General features: G+C 49.0%; 26 protein-coding genes and 1 pseudogene. 9 read left to right on the top strand and 18 right to left on the bottom strand.

Annotation, left to right across the window (positions count from 1 at the left end; translation table 11 throughout):
- Window positions 1-13 precede the first annotated feature (13 nt).
- From QJT81_15685 to metH, 3 genes are all read right to left on the bottom strand, one after another.
- The gene (locus QJT81_15685) at window positions 14-757 is read right to left on the bottom strand and encodes a molybdopterin-synthase adenylyltransferase MoeB (GenBank protein WGZ93242.1); all 744 of its coding nucleotides are present in this window, start codon (window positions 755-757) and stop codon (window positions 14-16) included.
- Between the two features lie 129 nt (window positions 758-886).
- Window positions 887-2,608 (bottom strand): hypothetical protein, encoded by a 1,722-nt coding sequence (locus QJT81_15680; protein ID WGZ93241.1) that lies wholly within the window; start codon window positions 2,606-2,608, stop codon window positions 887-889.
- 240 nt (window positions 2,609-2,848) lie between these two features.
- Window positions 2,849-6,574 (bottom strand): methionine synthase, encoded by a 3,726-nt coding sequence (gene metH / locus QJT81_15675; GenBank protein ID WGZ93240.1) that lies wholly within the window; start codon window positions 6,572-6,574, stop codon window positions 2,849-2,851.
- 289 nt (window positions 6,575-6,863) lie between these two features.
- On the opposite strand from metH, the gene QJT81_15670 reads away from it, so the two are divergent.
- Window positions 6,864-7,691 carry a hypothetical protein gene (locus QJT81_15670; protein WGZ93239.1) on the top strand — a complete coding sequence of 276 codons (828 nt, stop codon included), beginning with the start codon at window positions 6,864-6,866 and terminating at the stop codon, window positions 7,689-7,691.
- Between the two features lie 3 nt (window positions 7,692-7,694).
- Window positions 7,695-8,636, top strand: coding sequence for a hypothetical protein (locus QJT81_15665; GenBank protein WGZ93238.1), 942 nt, complete (start codon window positions 7,695-7,697; stop codon window positions 8,634-8,636).
- A gap of 121 nt (window positions 8,637-8,757) precedes the next feature.
- Here the strand turns inward: QJT81_15665 and QJT81_15660 are convergent, their stop codons facing one another.
- From QJT81_15660 to QJT81_15630, 7 genes are all read right to left on the bottom strand, one after another.
- A complete protein-coding gene (locus QJT81_15660) occupies window positions 8,758-10,155 on the bottom strand; it encodes a deoxyribodipyrimidine photo-lyase (protein ID WGZ93237.1) in 1,398 nt (465 codons plus the stop codon).
- On the bottom strand, window positions 10,152-11,111 hold the full coding sequence (locus QJT81_15655; protein WGZ93236.1) for a MerR family transcriptional regulator: 960 nt from the start codon (window positions 11,109-11,111) through the stop codon (window positions 10,152-10,154). The genes QJT81_15660 and QJT81_15655 overlap by 4 nt, the downstream gene beginning before the upstream one ends.
- A 94-nt stretch (window positions 11,112-11,205) precedes the next feature.
- Entirely contained in the window at window positions 11,206-11,583 is a 378-nt protein-coding gene (locus tag QJT81_15650) for a gamma-glutamylcyclotransferase (GenBank protein WGZ93235.1), read from the bottom strand.
- A gap of 107 nt (window positions 11,584-11,690) precedes the next feature.
- Window positions 11,691-12,161 carry a YidB family protein gene (locus tag QJT81_15645; GenBank protein WGZ93234.1) on the bottom strand — a complete coding sequence of 157 codons (471 nt, stop codon included), beginning with the start codon at window positions 12,159-12,161 and terminating at the stop codon, window positions 11,691-11,693.
- Window positions 12,162-12,179: 18 nt separating this feature from the next.
- Window positions 12,180-12,623, bottom strand: coding sequence for a peptidoglycan-binding protein LysM (lysM, locus tag QJT81_15640; GenBank protein ID WGZ93233.1), 444 nt, complete (start codon window positions 12,621-12,623; stop codon window positions 12,180-12,182).
- Window positions 12,624-12,753: 130 nt separating this feature from the next.
- Window positions 12,754-13,371, bottom strand: coding sequence for a C40 family peptidase (locus tag QJT81_15635; GenBank protein WGZ93232.1), 618 nt, complete (start codon window positions 13,369-13,371; stop codon window positions 12,754-12,756).
- Between the two features lie 131 nt (window positions 13,372-13,502).
- Complete coding sequence (locus QJT81_15630; GenBank protein ID WGZ93231.1) at window positions 13,503-13,874, bottom strand: TusE/DsrC/DsvC family sulfur relay protein; 372 nt, start codon at window positions 13,872-13,874, stop codon at window positions 13,503-13,505.
- A 181-nt stretch (window positions 13,875-14,055) separates the two neighbouring features.
- Between QJT81_15630 and QJT81_15625 the strand changes: the two genes are divergently transcribed.
- Window positions 14,056-14,658, top strand: coding sequence for a hypothetical protein (locus QJT81_15625; GenBank protein WGZ93230.1), 603 nt, complete (start codon window positions 14,056-14,058; stop codon window positions 14,656-14,658).
- An 8-nt stretch (window positions 14,659-14,666) separates the two neighbouring features.
- Here QJT81_15625 and QJT81_15620 read toward each other — a convergent pair whose 3' ends face one another.
- From QJT81_15620 to QJT81_15600, 5 genes are all read right to left on the bottom strand, one after another.
- Window positions 14,667-15,890: a primosomal protein N' (replication factor Y) - superfamily II helicase gene (locus QJT81_15620; protein WGZ93229.1), complete on the bottom strand. Its 1,224-nt coding sequence runs from the start codon at window positions 15,888-15,890 to the stop codon at window positions 14,667-14,669.
- 14 nt (window positions 15,891-15,904) lie between these two features.
- Complete coding sequence (locus tag QJT81_15615; GenBank protein ID WGZ93228.1) at window positions 15,905-17,002, bottom strand: SPFH domain-containing protein; 1,098 nt, start codon at window positions 17,000-17,002, stop codon at window positions 15,905-15,907.
- 3 nt (window positions 17,003-17,005) lie between these two features.
- Complete coding sequence (locus QJT81_15610; GenBank protein WGZ93227.1) at window positions 17,006-18,178, bottom strand: toxic anion resistance protein; 1,173 nt, start codon at window positions 18,176-18,178, stop codon at window positions 17,006-17,008.
- Window positions 18,179-18,208: 30 nt separating this feature from the next.
- Window positions 18,209-19,075, bottom strand: a complete 867-nt coding sequence (locus QJT81_15605) for a 5-bromo-4-chloroindolyl phosphate hydrolysis family protein (protein ID WGZ93226.1) — start codon at window positions 19,073-19,075, stop codon at window positions 18,209-18,211.
- A gap of 632 nt (window positions 19,076-19,707) precedes the next feature.
- The gene (locus QJT81_15600) at window positions 19,708-20,511 is read right to left on the bottom strand and encodes a peptidoglycan DD-metalloendopeptidase family protein (protein WGZ93225.1); all 804 of its coding nucleotides are present in this window, start codon (window positions 20,509-20,511) and stop codon (window positions 19,708-19,710) included.
- A gap of 36 nt (window positions 20,512-20,547) precedes the next feature.
- On the opposite strand from QJT81_15600, the gene QJT81_15595 reads away from it, so the two are divergent.
- Complete coding sequence (locus QJT81_15595) at window positions 20,548-21,726, top strand: pyridoxal phosphate-dependent aminotransferase (GenBank protein WGZ93224.1); 1,179 nt, start codon at window positions 20,548-20,550, stop codon at window positions 21,724-21,726.
- A 71-nt stretch (window positions 21,727-21,797) separates the two neighbouring features.
- On the opposite strand, the gene QJT81_15590 is transcribed toward QJT81_15595, so the two are convergent.
- The 3 genes and pseudogenes from QJT81_15590 to QJT81_15580 form a co-directional block, all read right to left on the bottom strand.
- The gene (locus QJT81_15590) at window positions 21,798-22,487 is read right to left on the bottom strand and encodes a neutral zinc metallopeptidase (GenBank protein ID WGZ96501.1); all 690 of its coding nucleotides are present in this window, start codon (window positions 22,485-22,487) and stop codon (window positions 21,798-21,800) included.
- 8 nt (window positions 22,488-22,495) lie between these two features.
- Window positions 22,496-23,543: pseudogene (locus tag QJT81_15585) on the bottom strand (IS630 family transposase).
- A gap of 60 nt (window positions 23,544-23,603) precedes the next feature.
- Window positions 23,604-23,804: a neutral zinc metallopeptidase gene (locus tag QJT81_15580; GenBank protein WGZ93223.1), complete on the bottom strand. Its 201-nt coding sequence runs from the start codon at window positions 23,802-23,804 to the stop codon at window positions 23,604-23,606.
- A 163-nt stretch (window positions 23,805-23,967) separates the two neighbouring features.
- Here QJT81_15580 and QJT81_15575 point away from each other — a divergent pair, with 163 nt between their 5' ends.
- Genes QJT81_15575 through QJT81_15555 form a run of 5 tightly spaced genes read left to right on the top strand, consistent with a single transcriptional unit; the run spans window position 23,968 to window position 25,709 of the window.
- Window positions 23,968-24,315 carry a sigma factor gene (locus tag QJT81_15575; GenBank protein WGZ93222.1) on the top strand — a complete coding sequence of 116 codons (348 nt, stop codon included), beginning with the start codon at window positions 23,968-23,970 and terminating at the stop codon, window positions 24,313-24,315.
- 59 nt (window positions 24,316-24,374) lie between these two features.
- Window positions 24,375-24,566 (top strand): sigma factor-like helix-turn-helix DNA-binding protein, encoded by a 192-nt coding sequence (locus tag QJT81_15570; GenBank protein WGZ96500.1) that lies wholly within the window; start codon window positions 24,375-24,377, stop codon window positions 24,564-24,566.
- The gene (locus tag QJT81_15565; GenBank protein WGZ93221.1) at window positions 24,563-24,976 is read left to right on the top strand and encodes a hypothetical protein; all 414 of its coding nucleotides are present in this window, start codon (window positions 24,563-24,565) and stop codon (window positions 24,974-24,976) included. The genes QJT81_15570 and QJT81_15565 overlap by 4 nt, the downstream gene beginning before the upstream one ends.
- Before the next feature lie 33 nt (window positions 24,977-25,009).
- Complete coding sequence (locus QJT81_15560; protein WGZ93220.1) at window positions 25,010-25,246, top strand: hypothetical protein; 237 nt, start codon at window positions 25,010-25,012, stop codon at window positions 25,244-25,246.
- A complete protein-coding gene (locus tag QJT81_15555; GenBank protein WGZ93219.1) occupies window positions 25,227-25,709 on the top strand; it encodes a DUF3106 domain-containing protein in 483 nt (160 codons plus the stop codon). The genes QJT81_15560 and QJT81_15555 overlap by 20 nt, the downstream gene beginning before the upstream one ends.
- Window positions 25,710-25,952 lie beyond the last annotated feature (243 nt).

Raw genomic sequence — 25,952 nt, 5'->3', positions numbered from 1 at the left:
GCAGGACTATGAGTTAATAAGCATGGCAAACAGGGCAAGTGGGATCCTGTTTCAAGTGCATTTCGCGCCATTGCATGTATTTCGCGTCTAGCAGTAAGAGCCGTCCACTCAGCGTGGGCATCTGGAGTAAGGCTTTGAGGGTTTCAGTGGCTTGCATACTGCCGATAATGCCTGCAACGGGGGCAAGAATGCCGGTCGTGCTACAGGTATCTTCATTGTCACCGTCCTCGCTATACAGGCAGCGGTAGCAGGCGATTGCGGGCTGGCGGAAGTCAAAGGTGGTTATTTGGCCTTCCATACGAATCACAGCCCCTGAAATCAAGGGTTTTCCGGCAGTTTTACAGGCTAAGTTGAGTTGAAAACGGGTGGGGAAGTTATCGCTACAATCCACAACGGCATCGTGTGAAGTAACCGTGCTAAGCAGTTCAGCGTATTCAAGTTTTTGTTGAATGGTGTGTATTTGAATGGTCGGGTTTAACGCCCTGGCAGTTTGCGCAGCAGATTCCACTTTGGGTTGCCCGATATTGGTGGTGGTGTGAATCACTTGGCGTTGTAAATTGCTTAAATCCACAGTATCGAAATCGACCAAGGTGAGTTGCCCAACACCCGCAGCGGCGAGGTAAAGTGTAACCGGTGCGCCTAAGCCCCCCATGCCGATGATGAGCACTTTTGAGGCTAACAGGCGTTCTTGTCCGCTGATGTCAACGTCGGGTAGCAGAATTTGGCGACTGTAGCGGAGGAGGTATTCATCGTTCATGGGTGTGATACAACTGTGCTGGTGGAGCATTGGATTGTAGGTTGTGATGAGCCGTTTTGAAATAAGAACATATGGTGGAGCAGGTAATGCCTACCTGCTCCGGGTTTGTTTAGAAGTTGTAAACTAAAATCAGGGTTGCAACGGTGCGCTGACAGCCGTCCATGTGCTGGTTTCAACATCATCAAGTACGTCATTTTCGAGATGTGCGGAAACGCCTTTGATGGTGCTGTTTATATCCCCGCCGGTGAGTGCGAAGTAGAAGGTTTTTGTACCCAAAGTTCCTTGGATCAGGTTGCTGACGCTGGGAACCTCAGAAGCTGACAGGGTGAATTCAAAAAAGCCGCCGGTGCATTTCTCCCGGATAATCAGGCTGGAATGGACGAATGTGAAAGTACGGGCGCTGCATTCTGTTTCACCAGTGGTGTCATCAGCAAAGTGTTTGCCTTCCAGTGCTGCCAATGTCAGCGGCTTGGCTGGATGCCATTGAACTAGGCTGGTTTCGGAGCCATCGGTATTTTCAGCCATGAAGTCAATGGTATTGTCATCCTGACTGAGTTTGTGGAGTTTATATTGGGAACTCTTACCTGTTGTGAATGTGAATAACAATTCACCGTTATTCAATTGCCAAGTACCACCCATGGATTCAGATTCAGAATCGTTAGAGGAGCTAGAAGTAGTGGCAGTAGTGCTAGAGCCGGAAGTGCTTGTCGTGGCAGTAGTGCTAGATTCAGTGCCAGAGGTACTAGGCGGCTGAGGGGTGGGGGTGCTAGACGTAGTGCCAGAGCTACTAGAGCCAGTTGAAGAAGTGCTAGGCGGAGGAGGGATGGGAGTGCTAGGAGAGGTGTCTGTGGTGGCAGTAGTGCCGGGTTCAGCGCTATAAGAAGTGCTAGGCGGCTGAGGGGTGGGGGTGCTGGGTCCAGTTGCAGAGGCGCTAGACGTAGTGCCAGAGCTACTAGAGCCAGTTGAAGAAGTGCTAGGCGGAGGAGGGATGGGAGTGCTAGGAGAGGTGTCTGTGGTGGCAGTAGTGCCGGGTTCAGCGCTATAAGAAGTGCTAGGCGGCTGAGGGGTGGGGGTGCTGGGTCCAGTTGCAGAGGCGCTAGACGTAGTGCCAGAGGTGTTCGGGGTGCTATAGGGAACTGAATTATCTTCGGAATAAATTGAGAAAGTCCCATCCGTTCTAACAACAGCAAGCTCGGTATATCCACCCTTTACCGTAGTAAAGACTTTGCCGGATACGTCGCTGGTTTGCCAAGGGATGGAGCCTGCCGACTGGTAAACGTGGTGACTTGCAGCGTCTTCGCTGACGACACTCTGATGAACCAAAGCAACCTGACTATTCGTCTGGATTGTGGTCAATGTCGGTGTATCCAATATCGTTTCGATGCACTTGATATTGCGGCATTCACCGCCATTCGCAATCAGCGCGGTCAGATCATTTTTGACGGATGCATCCAGTTTGATTTTGGATACATCAATCAGGTCAGGATTCACATCAGTGTCTAGGGTTTGCAGAAGCTGTGCGATATGTATCCCCCCCTGTGAAATCGCCGTGACCAATACCCTTGTTTCTGCTTTGGTTGAGCCGAGTTCTACGCCGTCGATGGTAAAAGTAACGGTTTCACCGGCGATGAACTTGAACTCACCTTTCTCATTAGTGACGCCACTTTGTGTAGGCGTTTTGTAAGCCAGCCCTTTCACGGGTGCGTCGATGAAGACACCGGTTTTAACACTGGTATCGGTGATGGCTGTAGAACCACTGCCGCCGCCACCACAGGCGGATAGCAACACAAGGCTAGAAGCCAGCAGGGTAGTGGCGGAAAAGGTCGCAAAACGCGATGTCATCTGATGCATGATTTATCTCCAATTTATGAAATACAAAAAAGCAGCACACCGACCAGCCCGGAGCGGCAAGCCCTATTCGTCGTATGTTTTATACCCAATCAACGAACTAATGGGAGATTAACACAAAGTATGTAATGAGCGGTTTATATGACATCAATTTTTTTGCATTTTCATGAAAAATTTTAATGATATGTAATGGTCTAATGAACTTGGACAGTGTCAAGTCCCGATAGATTACATACTTTCTTGTCAAACTTCATACCCTAACACCGGAGCCAACCACCGCTCCGCTTCCGCCACCGTCATCCCCTTACGCTTGGCATAATCCTCCACCTGATCCCGCGCAATCCGCCCAATCCCGAAATACCGCGAATCCGGGTGACTGAAATACCAGCCCGACACCGAAGCCGCCGGATACATCGCAAACGATTCGGTAATGATCATCCCGGTATTCGCCTCCACATCCAGCAACGTCCACAACGTGCCTTTTTCGGTGTGGTCAGGGCAAGCCGGATAGCCGGGGGCAGGGCGAATCCCCTGATATTTTTCGGCAATCATCGCGTCATTATCCAACGTTTCATCCGCCGCATAGCCCCAGAATTCCTTGCGCACCCGCTCGTGCATCCGCTCTGCTAAGGCTTCCGCCAGACGGTCACACAAGGCTTCCAGCATGATCGCGCTGTAATCGTCGTGCTTGTCGCGGAAGGCTTTCAGGTGCGGCTCAATCCCAAACCCGGTACTCACCGCAAACACGCCCATCCAGTCCGCTTTGCCGGATTCCACAGGCGCAACGAAATCGCCCAGACAGAAGTTCGGCTGCTGCCCATTCCGTTCCATCTGCATCCGCAAGTTATGCAATACGCTCAAGGTTTGCGTGCGGCTCTCGTCGGTGTACAGCACCACGTCATCGCCTTGCGCATTTGCCGGGAAGAACCCAACCACCGCTTTGGCTTGCACCCACTTTTCATTCACCATCTTCTTCAGCATCGCTTGCGCATCCGCATACAGCTTGGTGCATTCCTCGCCCACGATCTCATCCGTCAGAATGGCAGGGAACTTGCCCGCCAATTCCCAACTACGGAAAAATGGTGTCCAATCAATGCGCTCCACCAGTTCCGCCAACGGATAATCGTCAAACACAATCTTGTTCCCCTCCTTTGCAAAAGGAGGGGTTAGGGGAGGATTTTCTTCCAGGATTTTCGGTTTAGGCGGCGTGTAATTCGCCCAATCCACCTGAAACTTATTCGCCCGCGCAGCAGCGATGCTCACCAATTTGCGTTCAGTCTGGTTCGCAGCACGCTTCACGCGCACCTGCTCATATTCCGCCCGAATGCTCGCCACATAATCCGGCTTCTGCTCTTTGGACAGCAGCGCACTCGCCACGCCCACCGCCCGCGACGCATCCGGCACATACACCACGATGTCGTTCTGGTACTGCGGTTCGATCTTCACCGCCGTATGAATTTTGGAGGTAGTCGCCCCGCCAATCAGCAACGGCACATGGAAATCCTGCCGCTGCATTTCCTTGGCAACATGCACCATTTCATCCAGCGACGGCGTGATTAGACCAGACAGCCCGATAATGTCCACCTTCTCATCCCGCGCCACTTGCAGGATTTTTTCGGCAGAAACCATCACGCCAAGGTCGATGACTTCGTAGCTATTGCACTGCAACACCACGCCGACGATGTTCTTGCCGATGTCATGCACGTCACCTTTCACCGTTGCCATGAGGATTTTGCCGTTGGCTTGCACCTCGCAACCGGCTTTTTCCAGTTCCATGAACGGGTCGAGGTACGCTACCGATTTTTTCATCACGCGGGCGGATTTGACTACTTGCGGCAGGAACATTTTGCCTGCGCCGAATAGGTCGCCGACCACATTCATGCCGTCCATCAACGGGCCTTCGATGACCAGCAGCGGGCGACCGAGTTTTACCCGCGCTTCTTCGGTGTCTTCGTTGACGAAGGCATCAATGCCTTTCACCAGCGCGTGTTCGAGGCGTTTTTCAACCGGCCATGAACGCCATTCGAGGTCTTCCTTCTTCACTTCAGCCGAGCCATCGCCCTTGTATTTCGCGGCGATATCCAGCAAGCGTTCGGTCGCACCCGCGTCCTTGTTCTGGATTACGTCTTCAACCGCATCGCGCAATTCATTAGGAATATCGTCGTAAATCGCCATTTGCCCCGCGTTCACAATCCCCATATCCATGCCCGCTTTAATGGCATGGTAAAGGAACACGCTGTGGATGGCTTCGCGCACCGGATTATTGCCCCGGAACGAGAATGACACATTGGAAACCCCGCCAGAAATGTGTGCGTGCGGCAGGTTTTGGCGAATCCAGCGCGTGGCTTCGATAAAGTCCACCGCGTAATTATTGTGTTCGTCGATCCCCGTGGCGACCGCGAAGATATTCGGGTCAAAAATAATGTCTTCGGGTGGGAAGCCGACTTGTTCGGTCAAAATCTTGTAAGCACGGGTACAAATTTGAATTTTCCGTGCTTGCGTATCCGCTTGCCCCTGTTCATCAAACGCCATCACGATGACTGCCGCCCCGTAACGGCGAACCAGCTTGGCTTGGGCGATGAATTTTTCTTCGCCTTCTTTCATCGAAATCGAGTTGACGATGCCTTTGCCTTGAATGCATTTCAGACCGGCTTCGATGACTTCCCACTTAGACGAGTCGACCATGACCGGCACGCGGGCAATGTCTGGCTCAGAAGCGATCAGATTGAGGAAGCGCGTCATTTCTTTTTCGGCATCCAACAAACCTTCGTCCATGTTCACGTCGATGATTTGTGCGCCGCTTTCGACTTGTTCTAACGCGACTTCGAGGGCTTCGGTGTAATTGCCTTCTTTGATCAGGCGCTTGAATTTGATTGAACCCGTTACATTGGTACGTTCGCCGACGTTCACAAACAGGCTGTTTGCGCCGATATTGAACGGTTCAAGACCGGAAAGGCGGCATTCTTTGGCAAGTTCTGGTGCTTTGCGTGGCGCAATCCCCGCTACTGCGTCGGCAATGGCTTTGATGTGTGCAGGCGACGTGCCGCAGCAACCACCGACGATGTTGAGGAAGCCACTTTGCGCCCATTCACGGATGTGGACTGCCATTTCCGCGCCATCCATGTCGTATTCACCCATTTCATTCGGCAAACCGGCATTCGGGTGAGCAGAAACGTGGGAAGCGCACACGCGGGACATTTCTTCGACATATTGGCGCAGCAAATCAGGGCCAAGAGCGCAGTTCAAACCAAAGGAAATCGCGTCGGCGTGTGCCAGCGCATTGTAGAACGCTTCGGTGGTTTGCCCGGACAATGTGCGACCAGACGCATCAGTAATCGTGCCGGAAATCATAATCGGCAGTTCGATATTGTTTTCGTCGAACACCTGCTTGACCGCAAACACCGCTGCTTTGGCGTTGAGCGTGTCGAAAATGGTTTCGATCAGGATAATGTCCGCGCCGCCCTCAATCAGACCACGGGTGGATTCCATGTAGGCTGTGACCAGCGCGTCGAAGGTGACGTTGCGGAAACCGGGGTCGTTTACATCGGGGGAAATGCTGCATGTGCGGCTAGTCGGCCCCAACACACCTGCGACGAAGCGCGGTTTGCTGGGTGTGCTGTATTCGTCGGCAACCGAACGTGCCAGTTTCGCCGCCTCCACATTGATTTCATACGACAGCTCTTGCATGTCGTAGTCGTGCATCGAAATGGTGGTGGCGTTGAAGGTATTGGTTTCGAGAATATCCGCGCCAGCGGCGAGGTATTCCCCGTGAATGGTGCGGATGACTTCCGGCTTGGTCAACACCAGCAAGTCGTTATTGCCCTTGATGTCTGTGTGCCAGTCGGCAAACCGTGTGCCGCGATAATCGGCTTCTTCCAGCTTGTAGCGTTGGATCATCGTGCCCATCGCGCCGTCAAGGATCAGGATGCGGCTCGCTAGGGCTTGCTGGAGTTGGGTTGTGCGGTTCATGGTTACATCATCAGCAGTTTAAATAAGGTGGGTATCGTACCAGAATCTTACCTTTATGAGATACCAGACGATGGCACATGACCTATTCTGTTTCATGGCTATTTTTAACTAATTCAAATATTTTATGCAACATAAATAAACAATCTATAATTTGGATTAATGACAGTGATTTGATATAAAATTAATAATTATATTTATAAATTTAACTACTAATCTTTTAAGTACGTTTTACATGGAAAACAGGTAGAACGTTTTTTAATGATATTAACAATTTGTTGGAGTATTAATCATGAAAGTTTCTACTTTGGCTAAGTATAAGTACATGCTTTTATTAGGTTCCATGCTAAGTATTATCTCAAGTCAGACGGCTGTGGGCGCGGCTACTTCGGATAATTACCAGAAGGGAGGAACGATGATGATAAGCCCATTGGGCTTAGACAATAATGGCACCTGTTTTTCCACATTCAGTGGTGGTACAGGGGCCGATGCTTTTAGTGCTTGTGTCACGGCTGATGGCAATATTGCACGCTTCGATCTTCCCAGTGGTAATTATATTTATACCGAAGGGTATGCAGTGTGCTCAGCTAGTGGGAATGCAGCCGATGCGGGAAAACAATCAGAGACAGGGTGGAATGACCCGACTATTTTACAGCCTAATGGCCCCAATAAGCTACCGTTAACGATTACTCGAACCACCGCCGATGGTGTCTTTAGTCTGGTGCAAAAATATGCCTTTGCCGCAGCGTCTAAAAGTATCACTGTGACGATGACCTTAAAAAATACCAGTGGTGTCACTCAACCTAATGTACGGTTATCTCGTATTGTGGATGCTGATGTTGAGTCTTTTGACAACATCATGAGTAACAGTCGGGCGGAAGTGGTTGCGTTTAAGGATCCGCTTGGTGCTGGGCGGTTATCACTCACTGCTAACACCTTGAAATACCCTATTGTCACTTCTTCGGGGGATTATTCAAGCTTTCCTTGGTTAGATTGTTCACCCGCAGCCAACACAACAACGCCTTACAGTGGGGATACTGTCGGTAAAGTGACGTATGAGTTTGGTTCATTGGCTAAGAATATCAGCCGGACAGTGGCATTTGTCTACACTGGGGAGTGATTTATGTACAGCTTTAAAGGTATTTCGCCAAAAAATCTCGTAAACAGTTTAGCGTTGAATCCATTGCGTGTAGGAGTATTAGCCATGAAAGTTTCTGCTGTCTGTCAGACTAAGCGTTTGTTGTTATTGAGTATGGTGATGGGAGGGGTCATGGCATCTCAAGCCGCCATGGCTGCTGCCGATCCTGATGTTTCCAGAGAACGGGGTAGTGCCAGAAGTTCAATGACTGCTATGGGTTTTGATAGTTCGGGTACATGCTTTGCTACCTTTAGTGGTGGTACGGGAGCGGATGCTATCAGTGCGTGTGTCACCCAAGATGGCAATATCATGAGTTTTCTTACTAATGGCATCGAACACATCAACGTTGATTCATTTGCTTTTGAGGGCTATGCCGTGTGTACCGGTGAGGGAGCATCCTACTATGATAATGCTCCGGCAGGGGAATTTGGGTGGAATGATCCTGTTATTGTCCAGCCTAACGGGCCGAATAAGCTACCTTTAACAATTACCCGAACTACCAGTGACGGTGCGTTTAGTCTGGTGCAAAAATATGCTTTTGCGGCGGCTACTAAAAGTATTACGGTGACAATGGTACTCAAGAATATTAGCGGTGCTACAATCCCTGATGTGTCGCTTGCGAGAATGGTTGACGCCAATATTGACAATGCTTCTGGTAGTGATGTGATGAGTAATAGCCGTGCGGGGGTTGTTGCGCTCAGTGATCCCCTAGGAAATGGGCTATTATCACTCACTGCAAATACACTGAAATACGCTCGTGCAACGTCTACAGGGAATTTTACGGGGTTCCCAAAAACAGACTGTTCGCCAGCATCCAATACAACAGAACCCTTTAGTGGAGATGTTGCCGGTAAAGTAACTTATGCATTTGGCTCGTTAGCTAAAAACGTGAGTAAAACGGTAGGATTTGTTTATAGAGGTCACTAAATTTTTAGATAGCTTATTCGCTATTGTCTAATTTCTAAAAACTATGTGTATAGCGCCATATCCTTTAATAATTGAGACAGGGAGCATTTTGCTCTCTGTCTTGGTTTTGCATTATAAATTGTCAAATCCGTTTGAATAGTGTCAATGCTGCCGTTCTACTTGCTTTCAAATCTACCAAGGGCAAAGGATATTCGCGTAAATCATCGCCCCTCTCACGAGGCAGATGCACTTGTTTATTATCCCGATTTTGTAACTCTGGAACCCAGCGGCGAATGTATTTCCCTTCGGGGTCAAACTTCTGGCTTTGTAAAATCGGGTTAAAAATGCGGAAATAGGGCGCTGCATCAGCCCCGCAGCCCGCTGTCCACTGCCAACCAAACACATTGCTGGCCAGATCAGCATCTACCAAGGTATCGCGAAACCACTGTTCACCCGCTTGCCAGGGAACCAGCAAGTTTTTGGTCAATAAAGAGGCGACAATCATGCGCACGCGGTTATGCATCCAGCCGGTTTGCCATAACTCACGCATCCCCGCATCAATAATTGGAAAACCGGTTTTCCCATGCTGCCATCGTTCTAGTACTGCCGCGTGATCTTCCGCCCAGGGGAAAGCGTCGAAACGTGCATCCAGTGCGCGTTCCAGAGTATGCGGAAAGTGGTACAGTAAATGGTATGAAAATTCTCGCCAGCCAATTTCTTGCAGAAAATGCCGCAAGCCATTTTCTGCATCAGGGTGTGACTGCAAATAGTGTTCGGCGTGATACACGGCTTGACGTGGGCTGATTTCTCCAAAGTGCAAATGCGGCGAAAGCCGGGCTGTACCAGTTTGTGCAGGCAGATTGCGTGCCTCTTTGTAATTCGCCCCTTTTGGCAGAAATGCCAGCAATTTATGCATCGCAGTCACTTCACCGACCTGCCAATGTGCCATCATGCCAATATCCCAGCGGATAGTGGGCAATAACGCCAAAGCATTCAACGGCAAACTATCGGGCAAATAAGCAGGCGCAGGGATACGTTCTGGAGTGGGTAATGGCAGGTGTTGAATGCCGTATTTCAACATTGCTTTCCAGAACGGTGTAAACACTTTGTAAGGCGTGCCATCAGGTTTTAACACTTCCCATGGCTCATTGAGCAGGCTGGCATTAAAGCTGTGAACCTTACACGTTTGTTTGAGGGTTTCCTTGATGTGCTTATCGCGAGCAAGACTTGCGGGGTCATACACGCGGTTCCAATACACATGGGTTGCGCCGGTGGTTGCGAGCAATTGTTGTAAGACAGGTAAGGCAGCCCCTTGGCGCAAGATCAGGCGATTCCCCAGTGCCTGCAAATGTTCGTCGAATGCTTGCAAGCTATGATGTAACCACGCGCGACTGGCAGCCCCTAACTGGCTGATAGAGGTCGGTAACGGGTCATCAATGAAGACGAGGATAACGTGTTCACAGGTACGACAAGCATGGTACAACGCTGGGTTATCTGCTAAGCGCAGGTCTTGACGTAACCAAACCAGTGCAGTTGTCATGCTGAAGCGAGCAGGATTGGTGTGTGAGTAGCTTCTTTCACGAGCACTTGATCAAGGGTTTGACAAATCTCGCTTAATTCATCGGGGAGCCAGTGAATATTGTTGTGTAAGATTTGGTTGTTAGCAGTTTCTTCATGTATGTCTGAGGTGTGCTGACCACTAAGAAAAACAGGGATTTGTGTCATGGTGCTCAGGGCTTGCAAGCTGGCAGATAAACCAGTCTTGGGAAGTAACAGCGCGTCAAAAGAGGCTCGCTCAATAATTAACGGTAAATGATCCAACCTAGTTTCTACGCCTAGCAAACTGACTTGATAACCGTGTTGACTGATAATGTTCGCCAGTAAAAGCACTTCCAATTGCACAGCATGGGTTTGGGTATTCACTAGCAGGATACGTTTGCCATTCGCACGGCTGTTATGGTGTAAATAACGCGAGCCGAGTTTCACGCATAGAAACTCATGCAGGAAAGCGTAGTCAGCGCGGGTAGAGGGAAGCATGGCTTGTTGTTGCCAAAGCTGTTGATGCAGTGGCAGGATCAGTTTTTTCGCAACCAATTCTAGGGAGTATAGCGACACAGCTTCATTGAGCGCATGTTCCAGTGAGCGGACATCAAGCTTATGGATGCAGCGTTGGAGTAAGTTGTGATAGTGTCCCCACGGGTCATCAGTTTGTACGTCTTGCGCAGCACGTAATAACATTGGCGGATTCTCACCGCTATCGAGTACGGCGCGTACTCGTCCAACAGGAATGCCTTGCCCCAACAAAACTAACACTTGCTTGACACGATCGACATCTTGGTGGCTGTAAAGACGATGTCCTTTGGGGGTGCGTCGGGGTTTGATTAAACCATATCGGCGTTCCCATGCCCGTAATGTAACGGTGTTTACCCCTGTCTGTTCGGATACTGTGCCAATAGGGAAAAGTGCCGTTATGTCAGAGGTGTTGTGATCAGTCACGAAAGTCATAAGATTTGTAACAGCCTTGTACAATAATCTGCTAACTATAGGTGAGATTCTGGTAATAGAACAGTATTCCCATGAAAATTACGGTTTAGTGAAAACCTTGGTAGCGGGCGATGAATTTTTCAATGCCATGGGTACGAAAGTGTTTCTCATCCCAAACATGGCTGGTGGCAATGTGTTGGTAGTTTGGTTTGAGGATGTAGGTTTCTGCGGGGTAGATAACCCCTTTTATTGTTATGACTGGTACAGGGAGCCGTGTGTAATAGTCACCTTCGAATTTATCCAGTCGGGCAATATCATCAAGACTAATGTTCAAATATAGCATACCAGTGATAGTTGCGGCGGGTTCGGCGACAGCAACAGGGTATTCTTCGTCTTTGACGGCAAGGCGTTGATACCCGTGTAGGGTAGCGGGTATCGCGGTGTAGTGACCGTTTACAAGGCGTGACCATACACGATCAAACATCAATGATCCGTAAGTAAAAACATTATGCATACGTGAATTTCAGTGTTAGAAAATAAAAAGCCGCCTTACTAGGGCGGCTTTCAGACTTTAATGGTCGGTCAGATTGCTTAACGCCCGAACAACTTGCTTGCCAGACCGATAGCGCCGGACACGCCACCAACGGAATCTAACAGGCTACCCATATCCAATGAACCGTTAGGGGAAGCTTTATCCACGACTTCTGGAACAGCCGCTTGCAGACCTTTCATTGCTTGATCTGGGGTAAGACCTAATTGCTGGGCAAATGCTGCAATTTTATCTTGACCAAACATTTGAGTCAGCTGGCTATTAGAAGGTTGTACATTTTGACCATTGCCTAACCATGAAGCCGCCAGTGATGCCAAACCAGAGTCACCGCCGCCTTGCATACCGGAAATCATGGAGGCTAAGCCACCCAAACCGCCTGCTTGTGCTTGATTACCGCTATTGCCCATGAGTTTCATCATGGCTGATGCAATTTCAGTGATCTCTAATTGACCATCACGGTCAGTATCCAATTGGCTTTTGAATACTTGGGTAGCAATTTGCATTATGTCCATGTGTGCCTGTACCTTTACTTAAATGCTTTTCGGGATGCGAATTTTTTGACCTGGGAAGATTTTGTCTGCGTCTTTAATGACTTCACGGTTAACTTCGACGATACGGGTGTATTTTGAACCATTGCCGTATGCTTTCTCAGCGATTTCCCACAAGGTGTCGCCTTTTTCAATCACGTAGAATTCGTCATCACCACCGACTTGGCTGCCGTCCGCAATGGTCATGCCATCCGCTTTCACGGATTCAATGCCCATGGCATTGCCCGCCATCAATACGGCTTTTTCCAGTGCTTCAGCCGATTGCGCTTGACCAGTCAACGTAGCCACGCCGTCTTTGACTTCCACTTGCAAGCCGTCAACGCCAGGGTTGTCTTCATTGATGTGTTGAGTCAGAGCAGCAGGTGCTTCTTCTTCCTTGCCGAAGATTTTCTTGCCAATGTTACGGGCAAAATCAAACAGTCCCATCTTATTTTCTCCTATGATTTACGTATGGATTGGTCTCCATTCGTAGTATAGACGTTATTCAGCCAAAATTAACAACTGGCCTGACGGTCAGTCGGCAAATCTTGTTGAAAGGTTCATAGATGGAGGGTTTTTAAGCGAGAAAAGCGCCAAATTTAACCAAACGTTGTTGCCAATAGGTTTTACTCAAGTTGTCGATACTCACCTTGCTGCCACCGGATGCGGCATGAATGAAATCCCCGCGCCCAATATAAATACCCACATGGTTGACTTTGCTGCCACTGGTGCGGAAGAAAATTAAGTCACCGGGGCGCATTTGTTCAAAGCTAAGGGTGCGACTGGCGGCACTTTGTTCGGCGGCGGTGCGGGGTAGGGTGATGCCTTGGGCATTTTTGTAGACGTATTGGGTCAGGCCGCTGCAATCAAAGCCTTCGCGTGGGGTTTCACCCCCAAACGTGTAGCGCACGCCTAGGGCTTGATGCGCTTGTGCTAATAAGGCGCGGCGGGCGGGTGCATCATACGGTTCGGTTTGTTGCGAAAACGGTTGGTATTGTTGTGAAAATGCCGGTTGCGACATCGAGGGTTGATTATAACTGGTGAAATACGGTCGTGCTTGGTTTTGGTAAACCCCCGGAACGGTGTGATTCCAGTAAGGGTATTGCGCGGTTTGCGGGTATGAACCCATTGGTGCGCATCCGCCGAGTACAGTAGTGACTGCACCCATTAGCAGTGCTGCTTTAATATTGCCCATTATGATCTGCCCTGTTTTTTTGTTATGCATTTAGAATGTAAGGGCATTCTATAAGTTCAATCCTGAACACAAACAAAAAACCCAATCCCTTCAGGCGATTGGGTTGGGGTTTTAGCCGTTGTTAAGCGTTGTTACCAGTTGGTACCAAAACTTTTATCGGTTTCATTGCCTAATTTGGGCAATTCAGCAATGTCGTGGATGGTGCTCAGTGGGCCATCGGGGAAAAGCTGATACAGGTATTTACGCCCGCCTTGGGGCAGAAATTCGTCTTGCAGCATATCCGCCAGCATTCGCGCATTCTGACAGTCATCGCAGTGTTCGTAAAAATCGAGTATGAAATTGATCACTGCCATGTGTTCTGTGGTCAAGGTCATTCCGCGATCGGCAGCGTTGGTGCGGATTAGTTGGTAAACGTCATTGGTTTTGAGGGTAGGCAACGGCGCTCGCATGACCGCATGGGCGCGTGGGAACATCTCATCCAAAGAAACATCGCTAAAAATCATAACTCAATCCTCCTGAGTGTTTTCTGTGGTGATGACAAACCTAGCTATCTCTAGTGGTGTGGTTTGATACCTTGCTTATATCCTAAAAGTAGTATTTCCGAGTCTATAAGTCAAGTTATGTCTGCGCCTGAGCCGCGTGGTATGCTAAGCGACTGTTATTTCACTGCATAGTCGAGTGTTCATGAACGCTATTACCCCCACGTTGACGACGTTAACCTTAGCGGCTTACGGCTGGTCGCCTGCTAATTGGGCAAGTGTCTTTTACCCGGATGATTTGCCAGTGGATTGGCAGGCTGCGTATTATGCAAATGAATTCAGTCGCTTACTGATCCCTGCGCGTGAATGGATAACGCCTGTAGAGCAAGCCAAAGCATGGTCAGCGGAAGTTGGGCAAGATTTCGGTTTCTATGTGGAATTAACGCCAGAATTGTTGCAAGCCGCGCATTGGGAGGCAGTGCGTCGCGCAATTGAGCAGGAATTAGCACAGCAAGTGTTAGGTATGGTTGCTGATGCTGGGGTAATCCCTTGGATACCAGCGGCGTGGTTGGAGCGCTTTGCGATTCATATTGTGGCGGAAGGTGAGTGGTTTGCTGCCATGCCGCAAGGTGCAGAGGCTCAAATCGGCTTAATACGTACCAATGAAGTGTTATCGCCGCAAGCGTTACGTGCCATATTCGAGCATTTGCAACAACATAGCGCTCACCGTGATGCCATGCTGTTTTTGGATACGCCTTGGGCGGTATTGGAGCAACTGCGTTTAATGCAGCAATTGTACGGTGTGTAAATTCGGCACTAATACCTTGGTGCACGATAAGGGTCGTAACGGTAAGGGTCAGGCGAGCGCCGAGGTGTTTGGTATTGCTGGTACTGGTAATAATTTCCGCTTTGTTGCAAGGCTTGTTCAAATACGCCTGCTTTTTCCATGACGTAGCCTAAACCACCCAGCACGCTTAGCCCCAACAATGCGGCGAACACAATTTTCACCACACTGTAAGGGCGTTCGCCTTGGGTTTTGCCGTTACGCCCGTTGATCACAAAGCGATAGGTTTCGCCATTGTAACGGAAAGCTGCCGACCAAACCGGCAGCAAAACATGTTTGAACGTGGTGGCTGAATGTTGGGTTTGCAGGCTGTGAACGCGCTGTTGATCACCGCCAATGTCGCTGACAATGGCATTGTAAATGCGGCTATCCATAATGCCACGGGCTTGCTCAAAGCCTTCGTCCAAATCCACTTGGTAAATTTCACTCTGGAAACCGCTCAGGTAGCTTTCGTTGTAAGGCACGAGGTTGGGTAAATCCCACGGTTCGAGGCGGTCAAGGATCGCACGGGGCAGGGTATGCGTAGCGCCGACCAATACATCGTCAAAGAATAAACGAACCCGCCCACTGACCGGTGTCCAGCGCACACGTGGTACATTTTGCACTTGTTGGCGTGGTTGCCCATTCACCATCACCGTCACCATGCGACGTTCGTAATAAACCACCCCGCGTTCACCCCGGTAATAACTGTCGGTATGGCTGTCATACGTCCAATATGGGATGTAAATGCCCAGCAATTTTTCATCGCGTTTGGCTTTGTTTTTCAGGGCAGAAGGCGCAAACCATAAGCCACCAATCCACTTATCAAACGCGCTACGGGCATCTTTTTCGGTGATCAAAAACGGCAGCAACGATTTGGGTTGGAACAGCCGTGCCTGTTCTGTTCCCGTCACTACCGGTGTGCCACAAAATGGGCAGTCTCCGGCGTGGGTGTTTGGCTTCAGCTCAAATGTGGCGGCACAATTAGGGCATTTAATGACCTGAGTATTATCTATCGGGCGCAACTTGCCCTGTTGGATAGCCCGCAATGCCTGCTCGAAACTGTATTCACGAATTTCTTGCTGGTTAGGGTGGATCAGGTTTTGATGCCCGCAATAGTTACACTGGAGCGCTTCTGTACCCGGTTGGTAGAGCAAATCAGCGCCGCATTGTTCGCACGGAAAATGCTGTTGTTTGGTGTTGTTATTAGCCGCCATTTAAGCCTGCACTGTTATTCGCTACTGTGAGGGGGCGCTGACGGTGGAAGCGGCGGTGGCGTTGCTTGCCCAGCAAACAAACCACGCAGTGCGGCTGTTTCCCCTGCCGCTTGCCAGTTTGCCATGCCCGCTTGCCACACCAGCGTTGCTGCCGTTAGTTGCCCATTTTGCGCCATTTGTTGCAATTGTGGCATTCCAATCGGGCCACTGGATTCCTGCCCGATGGCAACGTGCCAGCCAGTATCCGGTAACGGTGGTGGCGTTGCTGTTGCCGGTTTGTTCAGCACTTCTGCCATTTTATTGGCAACCGCAAAACCCATGCCCATATCCAGCGCACTGTTGGAACCGCCCTCGCCAATGCCTTGCGCGGTTTGGTATTGCAGGTATTTGTCGAGGTTGCCAATCATGCCCATGCTGGTGCGTTTGTCGAGCGCTTCTTCGACTTCGGTGGGCAGGGAGATATTTTCCACCAGAATATTGGTAAGCTTCAGACCATAAGCCGCAAATTCCGGGACAATTTTCTGGGTGACGAATTGCCCCAATTGTTCGTAATTGGCAGCCATATCCAACACCGGAATGTTGGAGCTGGCAACGATGCTGCTAAAGCGTGTCACAATCAGATTGCGCAATTGGTCACTGATTTCATCGACGGTGAAATGCCCATCTGTCCCCATGATTTCTTGCATGAATTTGCGCGAATCTTCAATGCGCACTCCATACGTACCGAAAGCGCGGATGCGTACCCCGCCGAATTCGCTGTCACGAATCATCACCGGATTGCGCGTTCCCCATTTCAGATTGGTGAACTGCTTGGTGTTGAAAAAGTACACTTCCGCTTTGAACGGGCTGCTGAAACCGTGATCCCAGTGTTGCAGGGTGGACAGTAGCGGCAAGTTTTGGGTTTCCAGCACGTACATGCCGGGCGTGAGTACGTCGGCTACCTGACCTTCGTTGACGAAAATCGCGACTTGCGATTCACGCACGGTGAGTTTCGCGCCGTATTTGATTTCATTGCCGTGGCGCTCGAAACGGTAAACCATGGTGTCGCTGCTGTTGTCAGTCCATTCGATGACATCAACAAACTCACCCATCAATTTGTCCCATAATCCCATGATTTATACTCCTTGGCGGGGGCTGTCTGCCTTGGCTTTAGCGGAAGTCAGCGCATGGCGCAATTCGCTTTCCATGACCTTGATTTCTTCCTCGGCTTTGGCACGCATGGCTTTGCCTTCATCGGCAATGCGCAGCGAGTCGTTGATGGTGTCGATCAGGCTTTGGTTGGCTTTTTTCACGGATTGGATGTCGAACACGCCGCGTTCCATTTGTTTGCGGGTTTCGGCATTGCCCATGCGCAGGGTTTCGGCATTTTTTTCCAGTAATTCATTGGTGAGGTCGGATGCTTTTTTGACGACTTCGGCGGCATCGCTCATGCGGAAAATGGTGACGGCTTGGGCTAATTGGTTTTTCCACAACGGCACGGTGTTGATCAGCGTGGAGTTGATCTTATTGATCAAGGTTTTGTCGTTTTCTTGCACCAAACGGATGCTGGGCAAACTTTGCATGGCGACTTGGCGGGTCAGGCGTAAATCGTGTACGCGGCGTTCCAGATCGTCACGCGAACTGCGTAAATCGCGTAGGTTTTGCGCCAGAATCATGTCGGTGGTATTGGCTTCGACTTTGGCAACCAGTTCAGGAATTTCAGTGGCTTCAAGGCGACGCAGCTTTTCTTCACCGGCTGCAATATAGGCTTCGAGATTGTGGAAAAATTCGAGATTGGCTTCGTAAAGCTTGTCGAGCGTGACCACATCCGTCAGCAATTGGGTTTTGTGCCCTTCCATTTCGTCGGTAATGGTGTCGATTTGCTTGCGGACTTCTTCGTATTTGTTGAGGAATTCGACGACAGGTTTGGCTTTGCCGATGAGTTTTTCCCACCAACTGGGTTCGTCATTGGGGTTGAGGGAATCAATGTCGAAGCCTTTAATGGCAACGACCATATTGGTCAGGGATTTGCCAGCAGAGCCAATGTCTTTGTTTTTAACACCGTTGAGCATTTTTTCAGAAATGGCGGTCATTTGTTCTTGGGTTTTGGTGCCGAAGAACATAATGCTGCTGCGGTCGCTCATGTCGATTTCCGCGATGATAGTTTCGAGTTTACTTTTATTGGTATCATCGGCTTGGGCGTAAGCGACCAGTTCGGTGGTCATTTCTGGCAGGGGAGCGAGTGCAGTGCCGGGAACGATGGCAGGTGCAGTTTGGGTTACGGTAGTTGTGGTTTGAGTTTCATTCATGGGGGTCTTCTCCTTGGGTTTATCGCTTAATTAGAGAACGCCTTCGCGTTTGAGTTGGGTTTCGAGGACTTCGATTTGCACGTCCAGATCAAAATGGTTGTCTTCCAATAATTTTGCCTGTTGTTCGGCAAAGGTCTGTTCTATCGAATCCAGCACACGACTGAAATTGGTTTCCAGAGCAACTGCCTTTTCTCCCTGATGAGTGCGTGCATAGCCTTCGGTCACACGTTGTGTGCCATCCAAATAAACTTTGAGGAATTTGCGGGCGCGTGACAGGCGGGTCGGGTCATCTTCGATACTGGTGAGCACTTCGCGGGCTTTGCTGGTGATGCGTTGCAGGCGGGCATTGAATTCGGGGTTGGGAATTTGGCGGCGTGCTTGTTCGATCGCGTCGATTTTCACATTGGCGGCATCGAGTGCGTCCAAGACTTCTTCGATCGTGACACCGATGGAAATATTGCCTGCTTTGTCTTTGCGCGGGTCTAGCCCGTAATACAAGGCAAATCCAAGGAAGGTCGCCGCGCCAATGAGCACTGCTGGCAGAATCCCGCTCATGGCATAATCCGAACTCCACCAGTCCAAAACACCGGTGGCCGTGCTGATAATAATCGCGGCAACGGTTTTAAACGGAGTCGATGGTGCGCGGGCAATTTTACGCCGTTCGTATTCACCTTCCAGTCGGAAACCGTGGCGAGCCACACTCGCGCCAACCATGAAAGCGGCAAATACCCCGCCTGTGACCAAGGTGGCCATTACATCACCGCGCATGAGTGAACCAATGGCAGTAATCAGTGCGGGTAGCGGAAGCAAGTAAAGCAGAATGCCTTTGATGCCATAACGGACATTGTGAATGGTAGGCTCATAACGTTTGGCAGCCGATTTGACGGTCGTGGTCATGGTGTCTCCCATTAGAACAGCGGTGGAAATAAGTTGAAGATGGATAGCACGCTAACGCCACCAACCGTGACCACTAAAAGAATAAAACCAACCGTCTTGCGTAAGGCATAAGCCATGACATCTGTCCTCCTTTTTATAATCTGTTGCTAAGTGTAGCGTGTCTGGCGAGGGATAACCTATTCTATTCCGGTATTTGGTACACAAAAAGATTTTATTTATGAACGAAAGCTGTATAATGGCGGGGAATGCTTGTGTCAGAACAAAAAAAAGCGAGCCATGAAAGACTCGCTTTTTGTGAAAGGTTAATCAAGAACGCCGCAGCTAATAGCTCCGGTAGTGAATGCAGGTAAACCCCCAGTTTACTAACTTGCATTCAATGCTCAAGCCTCACCATTCAACCAGCTCCCCAATAAAATGGCCGGTTGTAAGGGTGGGGGTTGAGATTGTAACTTCAGCGTGCCGTCATCCCGAATCTCTTATGCCATTGAGTGTCAGAACGGCGGAACAAGCTTATTTTTTATTTCAGATACTTCTGACGACGAAATCGTTACCACAAACCCCAAGTTCGCGATTCCTGCTGAAGTTGGGTCTATACTAGTCTTGAGTCACTGAATCAAACCTGAACTCTTGGCTTATTTTTTGTTCGATAGAAATAATGCTGGGTCGACAGCCTCACCGTTCAGATACACAGACCAATGCAGATGCGGACCGCTTGCTCTACCAGTGCTGCCTACCTTGCCGATAATATCCCCTTGCTGAACAATATCACCGGTTTCTACCTGAATTTCACTTAAGTGCGCATACATACTAATCACGCCTGCGCCGTGATCAAGGTAGACAGTATTGCCACTGAAAAAGAAATCATCTGTGTGTATAACTTTGCCAGCGGTGGTTGCCTTAACCGGTGTGCCAGTCGCTGCTGCTATGTCCATGCCACTGTGCGGATTACGCGGTTGATTATTGATGAAACGTTTCAAGCCGAAGCGTCCTGTATCGCGTCCCGGCACGGGCTTGATGAAGTCTAATTGTGCTTCACCTGCGCTGAAACGCGTTTTGAGTTGTTGCTGTAGCGTTTGTTCACGAAGGATGCGTTGAGTGGATTCATCATCCGGTTCTACTTTGTTTTTATCTTTGATGGTAATACGCTGAGTTTTGTATTGCTTGGGTTGGATGGGAAAGGCAATAGGCTCTTGCCCTTGTACGTTGATGCTTTGCGTATCACCTCCCGCATCGAGAGGAATGCCGATGATAGCCAGCCATTGCGAATCCTGCGGGACAACCGTTACCCGATTACCAGCGTATTGTACAATGGGCGCTGGTTCAGAAAGTGGTGCAATAGGGATGTGTACAATTCCACCCGGTACAGGGTTTTCACGTGGCAAAGCCAGCACATTAGCAGAATAGAACGCCATGCTTAACAGTAACCATTTTTTCATTTTTATTGACCTGATCAAGTTGGTACAAAATATACGATGAAGCATAGCATAGCCGCTGAACGAATGCGGGACATCCAATCATTCCATGTGATGGCCTTATTGGCAGAAGCGCGGCAGCGTGAAGCTGCGGGGCAAGACATCATCCATATGGAAGTGGGGGAACCTGATTTCCCAACACCGCCACCGATTGTGGAAGCGGGAGTAAAAGCGTTGCAAGCAGGGAAAACGAAATACACGGCAGCCTGTGGATTGCCTGCTTTGCGGGAAGCTATTGCAGATTATTATACCCGTCGTTTTGGGGTAAATATTTCACCGCAGCGCATTGTGATTACACCGGGCGCTTCCGGCGCATTGCAATTGGTGCTAGGTGCACTGTTGAATCCGGGTGATGAGGTGTTGATGACTGATCCCGGCTATCCCTGCAATCGCCATTTTGTGCGTTTGTTTGAAGGTATTGCCACCGGGCTACCCGTGGGCGCGGAAACGGCTTATCAATTAACGCCTGAACACATTCAGCACTATTGGAGGAAAAGCACCCGTGCCGTGATGTTGGCAACACCTGCTAATCCCACGGGAACAGTATTGAGTGTGGCGCAATTAGCAGCGCTTTATGCGGAAGTGCAGCCACGTGGTGGACAATTCATTGTTGATGAAATTTATCAGGGGCTGACCTACGGCATACCTGATGTAACGGCCTTGGCGGTGGATGCGGATAATATTTGGGTGATTAACAGTTTCTCTAAATACTTTGGTATGACGGGTTGGCGTTTGGGTTGGGTGGTTGCGCCAGAATGGGCAGTTGCAACGCTGGATCGTTTGGCACAAAACATTTTTCTAGCAGCATCAACGCCCGCGCAATACGCGGCATTGGCTGCCTTCACGCCTGAAGCCTTGGCAGTGATGGAGACGCAACGGCAGGCGTTGCAACGGCGGCGGGATTTTTTACTGCCTGCCTTACGAGAGCTGGGTTTTTCGGTGCGAACCGAGCCGCAAGGGGCATTTTACATCTACGCGGGTTCGGAACGTTTCGGGAATGATGCGCAAGCGTTGTGCGCACGTTTGCTGGACAAAACCGGCGTGGTATTCACACCGGGTATCGACTTCGGCAGCCATCAGGCGACGACTCATGTGCGTTTTGCTTATACCACGCATGTGGCACGGTTAGAGCAAGCAGTGGAACGTCTTGAACTAGGATTGCTGGGATTAAAGGATTAGCAGGATGAAGAGAAGAGAGGGGCGTCTTCATCCTATTAATCATGTTTATCCTATAAATCCCAGTTCAGACATTAACTTTTGAAAGAATTGCAGTTTTTCAAATTGCCGGTTTTTAAGCCACGCTGAAACCATTCCATGCGTTGCATCGAGGAGCCATGGGTGAAGGAGTCGGGGTTGATGCGTCGCCCTGACATGCGTTGCAGGCGGTCATCACCAATAGAACCCGCCGCGTTAATGGCTTCTTCAATATCACCGGACTCCAGAATATTGAATTGTTGGTGGGCATGATGTGCCCACACACCCGCATAACAGTCTGCTTGTAGTTCTAAAGCGACTGACAAAGCATTGCCGTCGGTTTTACTCATGCTGTTTTGTAAGCGGGTTACTTCGTCTGTTGTACCCATGAGATTCTGGACGTGATGCCCGATTTCGTGCCCCAGTACATAGGCTTGTGCAAAATCACCTGATGCGCCTAGGTTTTGGAGTTCACGGAAAAAGCCGAGGTCGATATAGACTTTTTGGTCGCCGGGGCAATAGAAAGGGCCTGTTGCTGCTGTAGAGTAACCACATACGGAGTCAGTGCTATCGGTGAATAACACCAGTTTTGGTTCCACATAGCGCCCACCTAATTGTCGGAAGACGGGATTCCACACGTCTTCAGTCGATGCTAAGACAACGGAAGCGAATCGCCCTGCATCGTCTTGTGGTACGCCGGTTGTAACTTCTTGACTGCTGCTGCCACCGCCAAACCCGCCTAAGATGGTATACCTTACAGCGTCAAGACCTGAACATTTTTAAAGGTTTGAAAATTTGTTGTCATCAACTGGGTCAGTTCTTTCTTGTGATCGGTATCCAGCTTGTCGAGACAGTTGGTGATGGCCGCCTTGAAAGCGGGAAACTTATCATAGTATTTCGAGTACAAGCATTTTTTCTTGACGAACTTCCACAACCGTTCAATCAGATTGAGGTTGGGTGAATAGGTCGGTAAAAATAATAGTTCAATATTGAGCCTTTTCGCACAGGCAAACACGGCTTCACAGCGTTGATACTTGGCATTATCCAAGACCAAAGTGATCGGTATTTTGAGTGCTAACGCTGCAATTTTTTCCAATAATTCACACACGCTGTTAGCGTTGATATAGGAGTCGTTAGTGATCGTGATGAGTTGTAGCGTTATCGCATTGAGTGCGCCCAATACGTTGTAGCGTTGTCGACCACAGGGGGCTTTGATGAATACGCGGGAAAATGACCACAAAAACCCCAGAAACGGTGCTAACACGAAGTGGGCGGCATCGACAAAAAAAGGCGCGTTTGCCCTCCTTAGCCTCCTGAATGCGCGGTTTTAGTTCATTTTCCAGGAACTTTTCTTGTGCTTCCACATCAGCTTTGGCGGGTATCATCCCCACTTTATGGATGTCCATCCCTATTTTCTTCATAAAGACACGTACCCTGTCCTCACTGCGTTTGATGCCTGTCAGCTCCTCAATCTTAGCGGCTGCCGCCTTGCTGGTTGCGGGGGGATATTCACGAAAATAGGCTTCAATCTTGTCTTTATATGCCATCAAATCACTCTGTGGTTTATTGAATCGTATTTCTTTAAGAGCTTCTAAACCGTTAGGTTGTAGGTAGGCGTTTAGGTAGGCAAGCAGCGTGGCTTCTGTAATCCTTTCCAATCGTTTGATTTCCTTATGCGTCAACTGTTGGGATTTCAGGTACAGCACGGACATTTTCTTACGGACTCTGGGATGAGGATGGCGCTCCTTCCAGTAGAACAGCTCCGCTATCTCATCCTCAGTGAAAGTGATTTTTAATGTCATACATTACTCATGGCTGCTTTTGTTACCAGTCATCTAACCATATTTCCCTGATCAAAAAAACTATTTTATGGCACGGACTGGTATATTAGCGCCCCCAACTAGCCCTAATAGTTGGATAGGGTTTGCACCCATGTACCAGCCAATCAGCACAATGGCGATTGTTCCGAGTAAGCCGATTTTCATGCCCCCTTTGCCGCGACTGCTGCCTTGTCCACGCCGGTCTTCCACATTGTTGCTTTGTCGTCCTGTTCTCCAGCGCATCTTGATTTCTCCATAAAAATATTTGCAGGAATTATTTCGTGTTGCGAAGAACTAAAGCTAATTAAGTGGAATCTGTCAACTTATAAATGACTACAGCGTTAATCTACTGGAGTCCCCGGTTATGGACAGGGGAACGAGGGGCACTCAAAGGAATATGATGAGAATGGCGGCATTGATAACTGCTCATAATGAGGAGTTGGAGAGAGATTCGCACAAAGATGAAAGTTTGGATAATACAACACGCCTGAATCATTTCCTGAGGGATATGAGTCGGCGTGCCTTCATCGTTGCACGTATGGCAACTCAGGATGAAGAGGAGGCGCTGGATATTGTACAAGATGCCTTATTCAAACTGGTGCAGAAATATTCAGGACATCCGTACAACGAATGGGGTGCGTTATTTTATACCATTCTGCATAGTCGTATTAATGATTGGCATCGACGCCAAAGAGTACGTAATCGCTGGCGGGTATTTTTTTCTACAACACAGAAGAAGAGGATGTCGATGTAGAAGATCAGGTTGTACAGACTCAGTTTTTGGAGCCAGAAAGTCAGTTATTGCAGGACGAAATGAGTGTGCTAATGCAGACTGCAATAGGGCAATTACCGCTGCGTCAGCAGCAAGCGCTGTTATTAAGGGGATGGGAAGGTTACGACATTGCTGAAACAGCAAAAATTATGAAGTGCTCTGAAGGGAGCGTAAAAACACATTACTCAAGGGCTGTCCACAGTTTGCGGAAAAAACTGGGAGATTATCAATGACAAAGATGAGACACGAAATTACTGAGCAGTTATTAGTAAGTGCCGTGAGACAGGGGATGGATCAGGCTGTTATAGAACTGGATTGGCAGACTCAGGCAAAGTTGACCCAGTTACGTTTACAAGCCTTGGAATTGGAACCAAAGCGCCATTGGTCGGCGTGTTTTAATTCTTCATCGCTTTCACGGGGATTTGCTGTTGCAACGGCTGTCACATTAGCAGTGACGCTATGGGTGCTGCCGGATGTTGTCAAATTGCATCCAGATGAACCGGTTGCCTCTGGCGATAATTTTACGGATGCAAACGCAGTTGATGAGGATGTGAACGTCATGGAGATTCTAACCGCCAGTGAGGATATGGAGTTGCTGGAGAATCTGGATATGTATGAGTGGTTGGAGGCCGAATACGGTTAACCAGGTAACGTTAAGTTAGTTAAGGAGAACACAATGCGAAGGAAAGGAATCCTGTTGATGTGTGGCACATTGCTGGTGTTGTTGAGTGGCATCGCCTCGGTTTCGGCCGCAGAAACCGCCGATGAGATTGCAACAATGCTCACTTGGTGGGATGAAGTGGGGAGTGATTGGGAGAAAGCTGGGGAATTTATCGAGTTTGCCGGTGTTGATCAGGAGTACCTGCTAGCAGATAACACGGTGGAGAAAAGCGATGAACAACAGCAGCAATAAATTTCATTTTATTGGTTTTTTAATGGCGCTCCTGATGGCGATAGTGTTTTTCATAGGTGGGAACGCAATGGCGGGTACAGTAACGTGGGAGATGCTAAGTGACAATGAAAAATCAGTACTAAAGTCTTTTCAAAGCGAGTGGGAGTCTTTATCGGATAAGACCCAAGGTAATTTACGTCGTTGGGCTGCGAAACCAGCGGCAGAGCGTACTCGAATCAAGCAACGTTTTAGTGATTGGAAGCAGCTTTCCACGGATCAACAGAAGAAAATTGCCAAACAACTCAAACGTTACAAGGTCATGTCACCCGCACAGAAAGCCAAGATTAAGCAATGGCATGAGTGGGTAAAAAAGCTGCCAGAAGCGGAACGTAAGCAATTACGTGAACAATGGCCCAATATGAATAATGCTGAGCGTAAGGCTTATATGAAAGACTTGCAGCAAAAATATGGGACATACGAGTAATCATTAGAAAATCAATTGATTTTCTAATGATATTCTTAATTATTTTTTATTCGTTCAGGTTTCATTCAGGGTAACTTTTGATCATTTTTACTTATTGGAAAATAATTTCATTTAAAATTAAATGGTTAGCGTTAAGGTCTTCTCGTTGATGTCGATTTGTGCTACTGTGTATACACAATAAGCTGTTTAAAGCATGTGAGTCCTGCTGGGGTTGAAGCGATTTGTGTCGGCGCAGCGGTACAA

Origin of the sequence: Candidatus Thiothrix putei (assembly GCA_029972225.1) — a bacterium.
Classification (GTDB): domain Bacteria; phylum Pseudomonadota; class Gammaproteobacteria; order Thiotrichales; family Thiotrichaceae; genus Thiothrix; species Thiothrix putei.
Note: the sequence above shows the minus strand (reverse complement) of the source record. Positions and strands in the feature narration are given on the sequence as shown.